We start from the raw sequence: 14,010 nt of genomic DNA on the forward strand, positions 1-14,010 counted from the left end.
CAAACTGCCACGGTGGGGCCGCAAGTTCAATTTGCCGCGCGCCCCCAGACCAGAAGGAGTCAGCCCATGCCCAGCATTCATGCGCATGTTCCCACAGCAAGACACGCGTATACTGACGGTTTTTTGCGGGTTGCGGGGCGGGTAATATGACTGGCCAGAAGATCATCCCGCATCTGTGGTTCGACAGCGCCGCCGAAGCGGCTGCCACGCTTTACACATCGCTGCTGCCCGGATCGGGTATTGGCACGGTCAGCCGTTATGGTAAGGCCGGTATTGAGGTTCATGGCCAGCGAGAGGGCACGGCGATGAACGTCCAGATGCACCTGGGCGGGCAGCCCATGTTGGCGCTGAATGGCGGGCCGCGGTTTCGCCCGACACCGGCAGTGTCATATTTCCTGAATATCAACGACCGTGCAGCCCTTGATCGCGCTTGGCAAGAACTTGGCGCGGGCGGGCAGGTCCACATGCCGCTTGATGCCTATCCCTGGGCGCCGCGCTATGGCTGGCTTGATGACCGCTGGGGGGTGTCGTGGCAACTGGCCCTTGGGGACCCCGCGCAGACCGGCGGGCAGGTGATGACGCCAATGCTGCTGTTCACCGGCGCGCAGGCCGGACAGGCAGAGGCGGCGCTGGCGCAGTACACAAGCATCTTCCCAAAGTCCGGCGTTGAGGGGATTCTGCGGCATGACGGGTCGGGCGCGGACCCCGAAGGGACAGTGATGCACGCGCAGTTCCAGCTTGCGGGCCAGACCTTCATGACAGGCGACAGCGCGCTGCCGCATGCCTATACCTTTACTGAAGCGAATTCCTTTGTCGTGTTCTGCGAGGATCAGGCCGAGATCGACCATTACTGGCACGCGCTGTCATTCGTGCCAGAGGCCGAGCGCTGCGGCTGGCTGAAGGACCGCTTCGGCCTGTCATGGCAGATTATCCCCCGCCATCTGCCGCAATTGCTGTCGTCGCCCGACCCGAAGGCCATGGAAACCTTTCTTGGTATGGGACGGATCGACATTGCCGCCCTTGAACGCGCGGCGAAATGAGCGGCGCGGCGCGTGCGGATACGACACCGCTGACACTGGCGGGGGTCAGGGACTGGCTGGCGGCCAGTGCATCCGACACGGAACGGCAGAAGCTGCGGCGCTACGGCATCCCGAACGACCGTGCCATGGGCGTTGCCATGGGGCAGATGCTGGCCTTCGCGCGCAAGCGCCCGAAAGACCCCGCACTTGCCGCCGCACTCTGGGCTGATGGCGGGTATGAGATGCGCACGCTGGCGCTGCTGCTGGACGACCCCGCCACGCTGACGCTGCCGCGCATGGATGCGATGGTGGCCGAATTCGACAATTGGGCCATATGCGACACCGCCTGCTTTCGCCTGTTCGACAAGACACCGGAGGCGTGGCAGGCCGTGCCCCGCTGGGCGGCGTCTGATCGGCTTTATACACGGCGGGCGGGTTTTGCGCTGGTCTGGGGGCTGTCGGTTCATGACAAGCAGGCCGGCGACCCGCCGTTTCTGGAGGCGCTGGCATTGGCGGAAACCTGCGCCGATGATGCGCGCCCGCATGTCAGCAAGGCCATTTCGATGGCGGTGCGCGCCACCGGCAAGCGCAATTCCGCATTGCGCAGCGCGGCACTGGACTGGGCCGATCGCATGGGGCCGCAGGGCCAAACCGAAGCGCGGCTTGCGCGCGAGGTGCGGCGCGCACTGGAATGAGGCGCGTTGCCCGCCGGGATGATCTGTAGGGACAATCGACGATTGATCGTTGGGCCGGGCGGGCATGCCTGCGCTAAATCCTGCGCCTGCACTTATGCCCTTGCGGCAGTGCTGACACCTGTCGTGACATCTGTTGGCGCATAGACTTCCTGACGGGTCTTTCCTGTTCCGAATTGTCATCAAACCTTCATGCAGGTGTCACCCTGCTGTCATCAGGGGGGGCTAGCTGCGTAGCCACAAACGTTACCTGAAAGGAACATGACATGACTGCACGGCTTCTCTCGACAGTGGCGCTTGGCCTTGCGATGGCAGTGCCTGCGGGCGCTTTCAATCTTGACCCGCGCTTTACGGATGCAGATGGTGATCTGATAGCTGACATCCCGACCGACCCCAGCGAATGGGTTGATCCGGCGGTTCTGGTCTTTGCCTATACCCCGGTCGAGGATCCGGCAGTGTATGAAGATGTCTGGGCCGAATTTCTGGACCACATGTCTGAAGTTACCGGCAAGCCAGTGCAGTTCTTTCCAGTTCAGTCCAACGCAGCCCAGCTTGAGGCAATGCGCGCGGGCCGGTTGCATATCGCAGCCATCAACACCGGATCGAACCCGATTGCCGTGGCCTGTGCCGGTTTCCGCCCCTTCACCATGATGGCCGCCGAGGATGGTTCTTTCGGGTATGAGATGGAAATCATCACCTATCCGGGGTCGGGCATCGAAGAGCTTGCAGACCTAGACGGGCGTCAACTGGCCTTCACGGCCGAGACATCAAATTCCGGCTTCAAGGCACCGCAAGCGCTGCTGGAAGCTGAATTCGGGCTGGTTGTCGACGAAAACTACACGCCTGCGTTTTCCGGCGCACATGACAACTCGATCCTTGGTGTGGCCAATCAGGACTATGACGCTGCCGCCATCGCCAATTCGGTTCTGACACGCATGGTCGCGCGCGATGTGGTCAGCCGTGATGATCTGGTCACGATCTATAAATCCGACACTTTTCCGACCTCGGGCTATGGCACGGTCTATAACCTGAATCCCGACTTGCAGGAAAAAATTCAGGAAGCTTTCTTCAGCTTTGAATGGGACGGCACCGGGCTGGAACGTGAATTTGGCGCACAGGGCGAAAGCCAGTTCATCCCGATCACGTTTCAGGAAAACTGGTCGGTTATCCGCCAGATCGATGCGGCAATGGGCGTGAGCTATACCTGCAACTGAATTTTCGGCACCCATACATCTGACGGCAGGCAGAGCGCTGGTTCTGCCTGCCGTCCCTTGACGCGGAAAGGGACACATATGCTCAGGATCGAAGGTCTGACCAAGACCTACAAGACAGGCGACAAGGCGCTGTCGGATGTCTCTTTTGAGGTGCCCAAGGGGCAGGTTGTCGGGCTGATCGGTCCATCAGGTGCGGGCAAATCAACGTTGATCCGTTGCATAAACCGGCTGGTGGAACCCACATCGGGCAAGGTGCTGCTGAATGATGTGAACCTGCCCGCCCTGCGCACGGCTGACTTGCGTCGCGCACGCCGCCGCATTGGTATGATCTTTCAGGAATATGCGCTTGTCGAGCGGCTGACGGTTATGGAAAACGTGCTGTCGGGGCGACTGGGCTATGTGGGGTTCTGGCGCAGTTTCATGCGTCGCTACCCCGCCACTGACATTTCAAATGCGTTTCGCCTGCTGGACCGTGTCGGGCTGATGCAACATGCCGACAAGCGCGCGGATGCGCTGTCAGGTGGTCAGCGCCAGCGCGTGGGGATTGCGCGCGCGCTGTCCCAAGACCCCGAATTGCTGCTGATTGACGAACCCACCGCCAGCCTTGACCCGAAAACCAGCCGCCAGATCATGCGCCTGATCGTGGAAATCTGCCGCGAGCGTGGCTTGCCTGCGATCATCAACATTCATGATGTGGTGCTGGCGCAGCAGTTCGCGGACCGGATTATCGGGTTGCAGGCCGGGCGTGTGGTGTTTGACGGCCCGCCCGAGGGCCTGACCGAAACTGTCCTGACCCAGATCTATGGCGAGGAGGACTGGACCGCGATGCGCAACGGTGCCGCCGAGGATGCAGAGGCCGAAGCCGAGGAGAAGGCGCAGGCCGAAAAGATGCTGAGGGCGTTATGAGTTCGGCCTACCCAACAACATGGCGCAAACCGCCGCAGATGGTGCAGTCGCGGGGATGGCGCATTGCTTTGGCCGTCGGTGCGATAGTTTATCTGGTGCTTGCCATTGGCACGATCGAGGTGAACTGGGCGCGCGTGATTGCCGGAATGGAGCGCGCGCAGCGCTTCGTCGCAGGATTCCTGCAACCTGATTTCACCACCCGTTGGCGCGATATCTCGAACGGGCTGATGGAAAGCCTGACCATGACCTTCACCTCGACTGTGGTGGGGGTGCTGATTTCGGTTCCCATCGGGGTTGGGGCGGCGCGGAATGTCGCCCCGGCTTGGGTGTATTACGTCTGCCGCAGCATCATTGCTGTCAGCCGCGCGTTGCAGGAAATCATCGTGGCGATTTTCTTCGTGGCGCTGTTCGGCTTTGGCGCGTTTGCAGGTTTCCTGACGCTGACATTTGCCACCATCGGCTTTATCGGCAAGCTGTTGGCCGAAGATATCGAAGACATAGACGAGGCGCAGTCAGAGGCGATCCGCGCCACTGGCGCAAGCTGGCTTCAGCTGATCAATTACGCCATTCAACCGCAGGTCATGCCCCGCCTGCTTGGGCTTTCGCTGTATCGGCTGGACATCAACTTCCGCGAATCCGCTGTGATCGGGATTGTGGGTGCGGGCGGTATAGGTGCGGCACTGAATACATCGCTGTCGCGGTATGAGTATGACAGCGCAGGCGCAATCCTGCTGATCATCATCGCCATTGTCATGATGGCCGAATACTCCTCCGGCTATTTGCGAAAGTGGATGAAATGAGCGTGGTTGTCGCTGAAACGCCTGTCTGGACACATCGGACCCCGCGCGCGCGCCTGATGCTATGGGCAGGGTGGCTGGCCTGTGTTGCGCTGTTTGTCTGGTGCTGGGAACGGATGACGGAACGCACGATATGGGCTTTCGTCTGGGATGCGCCCAATGCCGCAGCCGATATCGGCAGCCGTGCTTTTCCCCCGCGCTGGTCTTATATGGAACGGCTTTGGGCACCGCTTTGGGACACCATCAATATTGCCACGCTTGGCACGCTGCTGGGCATCGCAATGGCCGTGCCGCTGGCCTTTCTGGCGGCCTCCAACACGACGCCGTCACGCCTGATCCTGCGGCCGGTTGCGCTGTTTGTCATCGTGGCCACGCGGTCCATCAATTCGCTGATATGGGCGCTGTTGTTGGTGTCCATTCTGGGGCCGGGTATTCTGGCGGGCATTCTGGCCATCGCGCTGCGATCTATCGGGTTTATCGGCAAGTTGCTGTATGAAGCGATCGAGGAAACCGATATCCGTCAGGTCGAAGCGATCACCGCTACGGGCGCGTCACAAGGCCAGATCCTGACTTACGGGATCGTTCCGCAGGTCTTGCCCAGTTTCTACGGGATCAGCGTGTTTCGGTGGGATATCAACATCCGCGAAAGCGCTATTCTGGGGCTGGTGGGCGCAGGCGGTATTGGCGCGCAGTTGAATTCCAGCCTGAACATGCTTGCCTGGCCACAGGTTATGCTGATTATCCTTGTCATTCTTGGCACTGTGGTTGTGAGCGAATGGGTGTCCGCAAAGGTGCGTCACGCAATCATATGATCGAACGCAGATAGCCGGTGCACAGTTGCGGGGCGCGCGAAGCAGGCCCGTGCGTTCCTGATTGTGGCGGGACCAGACGATAATTCCGTAATTTCCGCGCGGCACGGGCAGGTCGTCACAACACATCTGCATGGGCACACTTACCCTGCCGCCGCCCCAGTGTATGAATTCACACGGAAAACGGGTGGGGTTCATGCATCACGCCAGTCTGTGCGGGTTGGTGGCTGCTTCTGGAGCCGCGCCTACGGGGTTGACGGAAAAGCAGGCCAGCCGTTAGATATCAGGATGCTTTGCGAAATCAGATCCCGACACACATGATGACGGAAATTATCGGCAGCAAGGATTGCGGGAACTCTCCCCGGAACCGGTTTGCGCAGCATGTGGCAATCACGCTGGAAACGGGGCGGATTGAGGCCGGGACAGTAAGCGATGCGGTTATCTGGCAACGCCCGACGGGCGCGGTGGTGCAAGGTTTTGTCGCGCTGGATCAGGCCCTTGCAGGGGGCACCGCGTGCAAGTCGGTCACTGTGGGACACGCGATCTCCCATGGCAGAACCGGCATGGCCTGCGGTGAAACTGTTTTGTCGGATGGAACAAGGCGGCGCTTTTGCCATGTGTTCGAATACACCAATACCAAAGGCAATTGCGTGGCGGTCATCAAGACCTACACCTGATTTGTCGCGTCAGGCGCGTTTCCCATCAAGCTGGATAAGCCGCACCGCCAAGGCAACTCCGGCTGGCCTCGCGGGTCATCGTTGGCGCAGCCGACCACGCCGCGGTCGGAATCATCCGCGAACTCGTCAACGCGGTGGCCGTGATGCCGTCGGAGGCGGGACTTGACGTTGATGTTAAGGGATTTTGGCGGCTATCCAAGGCGAAAACCCAAAGTGTCGGGTTTTGATGGTAGCGGAGGAGGGACTTGAACCCCCGACACGCGGATTATGATTCCGCTGCTCTAACCAACTGAGCTACTCCGCCAAGCACGGGTTGCGTTTAGTGCAGTGCTGAATCAGCGTCAAGACCTTGATAGCACCCTTGTGACGGATAATTGTCACTTCTGCCTCGTGTTTGGCAGGGGGGCGGCATAGTGTGGCCGTGGTGAACTGGAAGAGTGACATGATATGAACGGCTTAAAGCGGCAGCCCGCAGAAATTGTGTTGATTGGCGGCGGGCATACCCATGCATTGGTCTTGCATCAACTGGCACAAATGCCGCTGCCGGATGCGCGGATTACCCTGATCACGCCCGCGCCCAAGGCCCCCTATACCGGTATGCTGCCGGGATTCATTGCCGGGCATTATACGCGCGAGGATCTGGACATCGATCTGCAACACCTGATCGACAGGGTGGGCGGCACGCTGGTTCTGGGCAAGGTCGACAGGCTGGACCGGGCGGCGGGGCTGATAGGTGGCGCGGGGTTTCGGGATATTCGCTTTGACTTTGCGGCATTGGATATCGGGATCACATCTGACCTGCCAGCACTGCCCGGATATGCTGAACATGCTGTTTCGGCCAAGCCGCTTGGTGCATATGCGCGGCGTTGGCAGGACTGGCTGGCCGGCGTCGAGAGGGGCGCGCTGCGTCCCGATATTGCGGTTCTGGGGGCAGGGGTGGCCGGTGTGGAACTGGCGCTGGCAATGGCGTTCAGGATGACGGGGCGCGCGCATAAGCTGCGTGTCATTGACCGGGGGCGCGCCTTGCCAAATATAGGCGGGTTTGCCCGCAAGCGGTTACTGGCACATCTTGCGCATTTCGGGATCGAGGTTCTGGAGCATACCGAAGTTACCGGTATCGAGGCGGATCATCTGCGCTGTGCAGACGGGCAGAGCATACCGGCGAGTTTCGTGGTGGGCGTCGCGGGCACGCGTCCGCAAGACTGGCTTCGCACGACCGGACTGGCGCTTGAACGCGGGTTCGTCAAGGTGGACCGCCATTTGCGCACGCTGTCGGATGACCGGATATTCGCGGTGGGTGATTGTGCCCATATGACACATGCCCCCCGTCCGAAAGCGGGTGTGTTTGCGGTGCGGCAGGCGCCGTTTCTGCTGGCCAATCTGCGCGCGGCACTGGGCGCGGGGCCGCAGCGGGCATACCAGCCACAGCGCGATTATCTGAAACTTGTGTCACTTGGCGACAAGACGGCACTGGCTGACAAATGGGGGTTGCCGCTGGAAGGGCGGTGGCTGTGGCGGCTGAAGGATGGCATTGATGCCAGATTCATGCGGCAATTCGGGCCGCGTGGCGGTGATTAGAGCATATCCCGTTCATTCGCATTCACAAGATATGCTCTAACTTATTAATTTCGCATGTTCGAGAAGCTCAAAACCGGTTCCCACTTTTGAGCAACATGCTCTAGCCCTGACGTGATCCATGCTTTCGCGCGCGGCGGGTCCAATGGGCACCCCTGGCGGGCTTGCCCTTTGGACCCGTTGCACGAACGCGGCTATTGCAAATAGCGCATCGGATCGACGCTTTCCTGTCCGCGCCGCACTTCGAAATGCACGAAGCTGGGATCGCCTGCCGCGACCTTGCCGATGTTTTGCCCCTGCGACACGCGTGCATCCTTGGCTACATCCAGATTGTCGATATTGGCATAGACTGTCAGTAGCCCGTCATCATGGCGGATCACCATGATATTGACATTGCCGGTCGTGCGCGTGATTGCCGCAACCGTTCCGGCGGCGGCGGCGCGCACATTCGTTCCCGCGCTTGCGGCAATCCCGATCCCTTCGTTGCGGCCCGGCGAATAGGCGCGGATGATGCGTCCGTCCACCGGCATGACGAAGGTTGTGCGCGATGCTTCGGTGCGTTCCTGCGACAGGTCGGCCGCAGGCGGTGTTGCGGCCTGCGCTTCTTCTTGCGCCTGATCCGCCGAAGGCACGGGTTCCGGCAGCGGGGTGGATGCGCTGGGCGGCGGCGGGGCAGGGCTGGCGCTGCCGGGCGCGGTGGTTTCTTCGGGTTCGGGCGGTGCGGCCGCCGCCTGCCGCGTGTCCTGCTGGCGCCCGACGGGGATCAGCAACGTCTGTCCTTCACGCACGCGCATTTCCGGGTCCAGCCCGTTCCAGTCCGCAAGGGCGCGGGGCGTTACGTTATACAGACGCGCAATAATGAAGGCGGTTTCACCGCGCTGAACGACATGGCGTGTCGGCTGCTCTTCTGCGGGTTGGGTCGGGGCGGGGGCGCGCGGGCTGGTGTCCTGTCCCGTTTCGGCACGGCTGATGGCGCTGTCGGCCAGTGTGGATATTTCTATATCGCCTGCGCGTGGCGCGCCGCCCGACGCATCTGAACCGCGCGGCAGGGCCAGCACTTCGCCGGAGCGCAATCTGGTTTCCGGTGTCAATGCATTGAAACTTGCCAACTCGCTTTCTGACATGCCGATGCGGCTGGCTACGGTGGCGACCGTGTCACCGCTGCGGGCGACAGCAACCTGATAGTCGGGATATGAGATAACGCCGCGCGAATCCGGTCTTGGGCGCTGTCCCGTGATCTCGCGTGCCGCATCTGCCGTGGTGAATCCTGCGGTTGAAGGGCGCAGGTCGGGGTCGAAGCCTTCGCAGGCTGCAAGCGCAAGAAGGGCTGCGCTGCTTAATAGTGTCACCTGGCGTTTCAGATGCATTTTCCTGTCACCTCTGCTGTGTCGCGCAATGGCGCTGGCGGGTTTTGTGTCCCGCGCCGCAACCGTTAGTTTTCTTTTAGTGCCCCAGACCTTCGAGAAGGGGCACAAAACGCACTGCGCGCATTTCCTCATACTCAAAACCATCATCATGCCGGATTACGCGGATCAGGCTTTGCACTGTATCTGACTGACCCACCGGCACAACCATGATACCCCCGATCTTCAACTGCGCCAAGAGCGGGCCGGGCGGGTCTTCTGCCGCAGCAGTCACGATGATGCGATCAAACGGGGCCTGTTCAGGCAAACCATACGACCCGTCTGACACCATGCTTGTTATATTGTGCAACCCCAGATCGTTGAACACTCGCTGTGCCACCTGCGCCAGCGTGCGGTGACGTTCAACCGTGTAGACACGGCGCGCAAGCTGGGACAGGATGGCGGCCTGATAGCCTGATCCGGTGCCGACTTCCAGCACCTTGTCGCGGGGGCTGACCTGCAAGGCTTCGGTCATCAGCGCCACAACGGACGGCTGGCTGATGGTTTGCCCGCAGGCAATGGGTAAGGGCATGTCTTCATAGGCGCGGTCGCTGAATATGCCGGTGACAAAGGCACGCCGGTCGATCCGTTCCATTGCCGACAGCACCCGCGCATCCGTCACCCCGCGCGAACGGATGGTATAGATAAAGCGCATGCGCTGCTCGCTCAGATCGTCGTCACCTTGCGTCATTCAAGTGCCTTTTTCACATCGCTCAGGGCATCATGTGCCGTCAGATCGGCGCGCATGGGCGTGACCGAAATATAGCCGTCCAGATTGACCGCCGCATCGGTTCCCGGCGCTGTCGGCTGGTGCTGTGGCCCGCCGGTCACCCACAGAAATTTCCGCCCCGACGGCGAGATATGCGGCTTCACCCCGAAAAACGTGTCCCGGCGGTAGCCTTGCGGGGTGACACGCAGCCCCTTCACATCGCCCGTTGCAACAGGGGGGAAGTTCACGTTGTAAAACAGCCTGTAGTCGCCCTTGTCCCAGGGGGCCTCTTTGATCAGGCGTTCGATCACCGCCTGCCCATGGCCTGCGGCGCTGTCAAAGATGGATGGCAGGTCTTCGGTCAGCGGGCCCATATATTGCGATAATGCAATTGCAGGCAGTCCTTGCAGGGCCGCTTCCATGGCGCCCCCCACAGTGCCGGAATACATGACATTCTCGGCGGCGTTATTGCCACGGTTAACACCTGACAGCACCAGATCGGGGCGCGCGCCTTGCAGCACGTCATAAAGGCCCGCCAGCACGCAATCGGCAGGGGACCCTTCGGCGGCATAGCGGCGCGTGCCAAGCTTGGCGATCATCATCGGGTGGGTGTAGCTGATGCAATGGCCCACGCCGGATTGTTCAAACGCAGGCGCAACGACCCAGACTTCGCCATCCGGTCCCGCGATATTTTGTGCAATCTGTTCCAGAACCTGCAAGCCCGGGGCGTTGATGCCGTCGTCATTGGTTACCAGAATGCGCATGATACCCCCTTGGTTTGCATATATCTTGCTTAGAACAGGGCGGCGCAGCCGACAAGGGGCTGCGCCCGAACCATTTATATGCCTGTGCGATTGTAGCAGTTGCAGCGCAGTCCCGCTTTGCCTATGTGGGGCGTGTGCGGATGGTCGGATGGCCGCGTGCGGGGGCGCATGCCCCTGCGCGAGGAAAGTCCGGGCTCCATGAAGTGACGGTGCCGGGTAACGCCCGGCCGGGGTAACCCGAGGGAAAGCGCCACAGAGAACAGACCGCCATGCATGCATGGTAAGGGTGAAACGGTGGGGTAAAAGCCCACCGCAGGACGGGCAACCGGACTGGCATGGCAAGCCCCACCGGGAGCAATGCCGAATAGGGACTTCGCGCGGGTATGATCCTTCCGGGATATCTCCGCAGGGCCGCTTCAGCCTGAAGTCCGGGTTGGCAGCTAGATCCTGTCCGCAAGGGCAGGGGCAGATGAATGGTCATCGACGGGGGCAACTGCCCCCTGAACAGAACCCGGCTTACAGACCATCCGCACATTCATTTTTTCTGCCGTTCAGGCGAAAACCATGGCTTTCGCGGCGGAATATTTCGGGAATCCGGTTGACACGGGGCGGGAGCCTTGTAGAAGGCAGTTTCAGAATTCACGGGCGCAGGGCTGTCATGGCGCGTGTCCCGGTTCAGGAGAGTAAAAAATGGCGAAGCCGACCACCATCAAGATCCGTCTGAACTCGACCGCGGGGACCGGGCATTTCTATGTGACCAAAAAGAATGCCCGCACCATGACCGAGAAAATGACAACGCGCAAATACGACCCTGTCGTGCGCAAGCATGTCGAATACAAAGAAGGCAAGATCAAGTAATCCTGCCCGACTTTAGCTGACTGAAAGCCGCGCCTTCGGGCGCGGTTTTTGTTTGCGGCAAGGGTTGAATCGCGGTGATGCCAGCATGTGCCTGCGGTTATCTGCGCGTTGCGCGCGTCGGTTTATCAAGTGGACGTGGCACTGGCCGCGGATCGTTTTGGCCTGAAGCAATCCTTCGCCCTTGGAGTAAGCCCGCGCTATCGGCAGGCCGCGGGACGGCCCGCCGATAGTGCGGCGGCCTGCGGCCTTGATTCCGCACTGGGGTATTTTCCCAACGCCCCCTTCACGCCAAGAACGGATAAGCGCTTGGGGCTGTTTCGGATATGATCAGAGTATATGGGGGTCCTGTTCGTGCGGTTTGCATGCGCCGCCCACCTCCCGCCACGCAAAACAAAAGGGCCAGTGTTTCCACTGGCCCTGTGTCGCATGTGTTATGGTATCGCGTTATTCTTGCTGCCCCATGAACATCAGCAGGAACTGGAACATGTTCAGGAAGCTGATATACAGGCTCAGCGCGCCATCAATTGCAGCTTTGTCCAGCCATTCCTGATCGCCAGCCATGGCATGCGCGACATAATCGCTTTTGATTTGCTGGGTGTAGAATGCGGTCAGGCCAGCAAAGATCAGAATGCCGATGGCTGAAATCGCAAACATCATTGCAGGGCTTGCAAGGAAGATGTTGATCACCATCGCCACGATCAGGCCGATCACACCCATGATCAGGAATGTGCCCATGCCCGACAGGTCTTTCTTGGTGGTGTATCCCCACAGGCTAAGCCCGCCGAAGGCAATTGCGGTCACAAGGAAGGTCTGTGTGATCGAATAGCTGGTGAACATCAGAAAGATGGAGCTTAGCGACAGGCCGATCGCACTTGCGAATACGAAAAAGCCAAGCTGCACACCAGCGGCCGACGCACGGCGCATCAGCGCACCCCAGCCAAACAGGATAAAGGCCAGCGGTGCGAACATAATGACCCAGCGCAGCGGCGACAGGTAGATTGCACCACCAAGGCTGTTCAGCAGCGTGCCATTGGGCAGCTGGGCGACAGCCGCACTCGGATCTGTGGTGACCGCCAGCCCGGAAATCGCCCATGCGGCAGCAGCTGTGATCAGCATACCCACGGACATGGTGCCGTAAACCTTGTTCATATGGGCGCGCAAACCCGCGTCAATCTGTTCAGCGCGAGCACCACTCACCTGAGCGCGCATCGTGTTGAAATTGGCCATTTTCACCTCCGGTCAAAAAAATGCGCGGAGTCCCCCGCGCGGTCATGCAAGGAATATCGTGCCGAAAGCCACAGAATTCAAGCATTTCCGTAGTGAAATAGACAGGATTTGATCCGCTTCCCCTTGCGGCGCGACATTCCTGCGCATTCTACTGCATTGATATGACGATCTTGCCGGTTGATTTCCGATTTCGCAACAATTCGAACCCTTCAAAAACCTGATCAAAGGGCAGCACATGGCTGACATGCGGTTTCAGCCGCCCCTGCGCATACCAGTCAAACAACTCGCGCAAGCTGTCTGTCAGGGGCGTCGGGGCGAAGTTCAGATAGCCGCCCCAATACAGCCCGATGACTGTCAGGTTCTTGACCAGCAATATATTGGCCGGAAATTGTGGCACCTTGCCCCCCGCAAAGCCAATGGCCAGAAAGCGCCCCTCTGGACGCAGGGCGCGCAGGGCTTCGCTGGCCATCGGCTCTCCGACGGCATCATACACAACATCGACCCCGCCCAGATCCTTCAGGGTGCGGCGCAAGTCGGTGGTGTCGCTGTCCAGACAAATCGCTGCGCCCGCCTGTTTTGCGACCTGCAATTTCTGTTCCCCGCGGGCAACGGCTATCACGCGCGCCCCCATCTGCACGCCGATTTCAACCGCCGTCAGTCCGACACCGCCAGCAGCCCCCAGAACAACAAGTGTTTCATCGCGCTGCAACCTGGCACGGTACCCAAGTGCCAGATGCGACGTGCCATATGCCACCAGAAAACCCGCAGCATCCGTCATTGTCATGTCGTCTGGCAGTGCGATGCAGCGCTCTGCCGGGCACAGGGCAACTTCGGCCAGACCACCCATCCCGGTGAACGCCGCGACACGCTGTCCCACATGAAACCCGTCCACATCAGGGCCGATTTCGCGCACAGTCCCTGAAATTTCCATGCCCAAAGTCATCGGCAATGGTGGCCGTTCCTGATATTGCCCCTTCATCGTAAGCAAATCCGCGAAATTCAGGCCACAAGCGGCCACATTCACGGTGATTTGCCCCCGTTCCGGGCGCGGCGTGGGAACCTGGCTTATGGCCGGAAGTGATTCGATATTTTCAAGGCGGACTGCGCGCATTCTGGTGTTCCATGATTGCTGTTTCAGGCAATCTTGCCGAATTGCCGGGGCGGGACAAGGGGTTCCCCACCAGCGGTATTTGCAATGCGCTTCATTCAGCCTCAGGTTGTTTGCAAAACGCAATGCAATTTGCGAATATTTCAAAATTTTGGGGCAATGAAACGTTTGATCAATCTATTCGGGGCAAGTTACTTTACACCAGTGGTTGAGCTTGCCGCGTCGGAGTTCGTGTCGTCCATCGAGGGCAGT

Annotated in this window: 15 protein-coding genes, 1 tRNA gene and 1 other RNA gene; 11 read left to right on the forward strand and 6 right to left on the reverse strand. The window is 60.1% G+C overall.

All coding sequences use genetic code 11. From position 1 onward, the window contains the following. Positions 1-146 precede the first annotated feature (146 nt). The 7 genes from P8S53_RS06545 to P8S53_RS06575 all read left to right on the forward strand — a co-directional run bounded on the left by P8S53_RS06545 (position 147) and on the right by P8S53_RS06575 (position 6,114). Complete coding sequence (locus tag P8S53_RS06545; RefSeq protein WP_277806338.1) at positions 147-1,040, forward strand: VOC family protein; 894 nt, start codon at positions 147-149, stop codon at positions 1,038-1,040. Then, entirely contained in the window at positions 1,037-1,714 is a 678-nt protein-coding gene (locus P8S53_RS06550) for a DNA alkylation repair protein (RefSeq protein WP_277806339.1), read from the forward strand. Before P8S53_RS06545 ends, P8S53_RS06550 begins: the two co-directional genes overlap by 4 nt. Positions 1,715-1,977: 263 nt before the next feature. Then, a complete protein-coding gene (gene phnD, locus P8S53_RS06555; RefSeq protein ID WP_277806340.1) occupies positions 1,978-2,925 on the forward strand; it encodes a phosphate/phosphite/phosphonate ABC transporter substrate-binding protein in 948 nt (315 codons plus the stop codon). Positions 2,926-3,003: 78 nt separating this feature from the next. Beyond that, positions 3,004-3,831, forward strand: a complete 828-nt coding sequence (phnC, locus tag P8S53_RS06560) for a phosphonate ABC transporter ATP-binding protein (protein ID WP_277806341.1) — start codon at positions 3,004-3,006, stop codon at positions 3,829-3,831. Beyond that, the gene (gene phnE, locus P8S53_RS06565) at positions 3,828-4,631 is read left to right on the forward strand and encodes a phosphonate ABC transporter, permease protein PhnE (RefSeq protein ID WP_277806342.1); all 804 of its coding nucleotides are present in this window, start codon (positions 3,828-3,830) and stop codon (positions 4,629-4,631) included. The genes phnC and phnE (P8S53_RS06565) overlap by 4 nt, the downstream gene beginning before the upstream one ends. Before the next feature lie 56 nt (positions 4,632-4,687). Next, positions 4,688-5,440 (forward strand): phosphonate ABC transporter, permease protein PhnE, encoded by a 753-nt coding sequence (phnE, locus tag P8S53_RS06570; RefSeq protein ID WP_306417887.1) that lies wholly within the window; start codon positions 4,688-4,690, stop codon positions 5,438-5,440. 314 nt (positions 5,441-5,754) lie between these two features. After that, positions 5,755-6,114, forward strand: coding sequence for a hypothetical protein (locus tag P8S53_RS06575; protein WP_277806344.1), 360 nt, complete (start codon positions 5,755-5,757; stop codon positions 6,112-6,114). 227 nt (positions 6,115-6,341) lie between these two features. On the opposite strand, the gene P8S53_RS06580 is transcribed toward P8S53_RS06575, so the two are convergent. Next, a tRNA-Met gene (locus tag P8S53_RS06580) sits at positions 6,342-6,418 on the reverse strand. A gap of 143 nt (positions 6,419-6,561) precedes the next feature. Between P8S53_RS06580 and P8S53_RS06585 the strand changes: the two genes are divergently transcribed. Then, positions 6,562-7,692 carry an FAD-dependent oxidoreductase gene (locus P8S53_RS06585; RefSeq protein WP_277806345.1) on the forward strand — a complete coding sequence of 377 codons (1,131 nt, stop codon included), beginning with the start codon at positions 6,562-6,564 and terminating at the stop codon, positions 7,690-7,692. Positions 7,693-7,883: 191 nt separating this feature from the next. Here P8S53_RS06585 and P8S53_RS06590 read toward each other — a convergent pair whose 3' ends face one another. The 3 genes from P8S53_RS06590 to surE all read right to left on the reverse strand — a co-directional run bounded on the left by P8S53_RS06590 (position 7,884) and on the right by surE (position 10,565). Beyond that, positions 7,884-9,056: a peptidoglycan DD-metalloendopeptidase family protein gene (locus P8S53_RS06590; protein WP_277806346.1), complete on the reverse strand. Its 1,173-nt coding sequence runs from the start codon at positions 9,054-9,056 to the stop codon at positions 7,884-7,886. Between the two features lie 76 nt (positions 9,057-9,132). After that, entirely contained in the window at positions 9,133-9,783 is a 651-nt protein-coding gene (locus tag P8S53_RS06595; protein WP_277806347.1) for a protein-L-isoaspartate(D-aspartate) O-methyltransferase, read from the reverse strand. Further along, positions 9,780-10,565: a 5'/3'-nucleotidase SurE gene (gene surE, locus P8S53_RS06600; protein ID WP_277806348.1), complete on the reverse strand. Its 786-nt coding sequence runs from the start codon at positions 10,563-10,565 to the stop codon at positions 9,780-9,782. Before surE ends, P8S53_RS06595 begins: the two co-directional genes overlap by 4 nt. A 136-nt stretch (positions 10,566-10,701) precedes the next feature. Between surE and rnpB the strand changes: the two genes are divergently transcribed. Both rnpB and rpmG read left to right on the forward strand, forming a co-directional pair. After that, positions 10,702-11,100, forward strand: an RNA gene (gene rnpB / locus P8S53_RS06605) — RNase P RNA component class A. A 155-nt stretch (positions 11,101-11,255) separates the two neighbouring features. After that, positions 11,256-11,423, forward strand: a complete 168-nt coding sequence (gene rpmG, locus P8S53_RS06610; RefSeq protein ID WP_274350835.1) for a 50S ribosomal protein L33 — start codon at positions 11,256-11,258, stop codon at positions 11,421-11,423. Positions 11,424-11,867: 444 nt separating this feature from the next. Here the strand turns inward: rpmG and P8S53_RS06615 are convergent, their stop codons facing one another. Together P8S53_RS06615 and P8S53_RS06620 are read right to left on the reverse strand one after the other, a co-directional pair. Next, a complete protein-coding gene (locus tag P8S53_RS06615) occupies positions 11,868-12,650 on the reverse strand; it encodes a Bax inhibitor-1/YccA family protein (RefSeq protein ID WP_277806349.1) in 783 nt (260 codons plus the stop codon). A gap of 148 nt (positions 12,651-12,798) precedes the next feature. Continuing rightward, positions 12,799-13,761 carry an NADPH:quinone oxidoreductase family protein gene (locus tag P8S53_RS06620; RefSeq protein WP_277806350.1) on the reverse strand — a complete coding sequence of 321 codons (963 nt, stop codon included), beginning with the start codon at positions 13,759-13,761 and terminating at the stop codon, positions 12,799-12,801. Positions 13,762-13,772: 11 nt separating this feature from the next. On the opposite strand from P8S53_RS06620, the gene P8S53_RS06625 reads away from it, so the two are divergent. Beyond that, a complete protein-coding gene (locus tag P8S53_RS06625) occupies positions 13,773-13,970 on the forward strand; it encodes a hypothetical protein (protein ID WP_277806351.1) in 198 nt (65 codons plus the stop codon). Positions 13,971-14,010: the final 40 nt, after the last annotated feature.

The organism is Roseinatronobacter sp. S2 (assembly GCF_029581395.1).
Lineage (GTDB): Bacteria > Pseudomonadota > Alphaproteobacteria > Rhodobacterales > Rhodobacteraceae > Roseinatronobacter.

Bases quoted from the DNA above. Each gene is read 5' to 3' on its own strand.
- P8S53_RS06615 (WP_277806349.1), bottom strand. From the start codon at position 12,650: ATGGCCAATTTCAACACGATGCGCGCTCAGGTGAGTGGTGCTCGCGCT.
- P8S53_RS06575 (WP_277806344.1), top strand. From the start codon at position 5,755: ATGATGACGGAAATTATCGGCAGCAAGGATTGCGGGAACTCTCCCCGG.
- phnD (WP_277806340.1), top strand. From the start codon at position 1,978: ATGACTGCACGGCTTCTCTCGACAGTGGCGCTTGGCCTTGCGATGGCA.
- rpmG (WP_274350835.1), top strand. From the start codon at position 11,256: ATGGCGAAGCCGACCACCATCAAGATCCGTCTGAACTCGACCGCGGGG.
- P8S53_RS06585 (WP_277806345.1), top strand. From the start codon at position 6,562: ATGAACGGCTTAAAGCGGCAGCCCGCAGAAATTGTGTTGATTGGCGGC.
- phnE (WP_277806342.1), top strand. From the start codon at position 3,828: ATGAGTTCGGCCTACCCAACAACATGGCGCAAACCGCCGCAGATGGTG.
- P8S53_RS06620 (WP_277806350.1), bottom strand. From the start codon at position 13,761: ATGCGCGCAGTCCGCCTTGAAAATATCGAATCACTTCCGGCCATAAGC.
- P8S53_RS06550 (WP_277806339.1), top strand. From the start codon at position 1,037: ATGAGCGGCGCGGCGCGTGCGGATACGACACCGCTGACACTGGCGGGG.
- surE (WP_277806348.1), bottom strand. From the start codon at position 10,565: ATGCGCATTCTGGTAACCAATGACGACGGCATCAACGCCCCGGGCTTG.
- P8S53_RS06590 (WP_277806346.1), bottom strand. From the start codon at position 9,056: ATGCATCTGAAACGCCAGGTGACACTATTAAGCAGCGCAGCCCTTCTT.
- P8S53_RS06595 (WP_277806347.1), bottom strand. From the start codon at position 9,783: ATGACGCAAGGTGACGACGATCTGAGCGAGCAGCGCATGCGCTTTATC.
- phnC (WP_277806341.1), top strand. From the start codon at position 3,004: ATGCTCAGGATCGAAGGTCTGACCAAGACCTACAAGACAGGCGACAAG.
- phnE (WP_306417887.1), top strand. From the start codon at position 4,688: ATGCTATGGGCAGGGTGGCTGGCCTGTGTTGCGCTGTTTGTCTGGTGC.
- P8S53_RS06545 (WP_277806338.1), top strand. From the start codon at position 147: ATGACTGGCCAGAAGATCATCCCGCATCTGTGGTTCGACAGCGCCGCC.
- P8S53_RS06625 (WP_277806351.1), top strand. From the start codon at position 13,773: ATGATTGCTGTTTCAGGCAATCTTGCCGAATTGCCGGGGCGGGACAAG.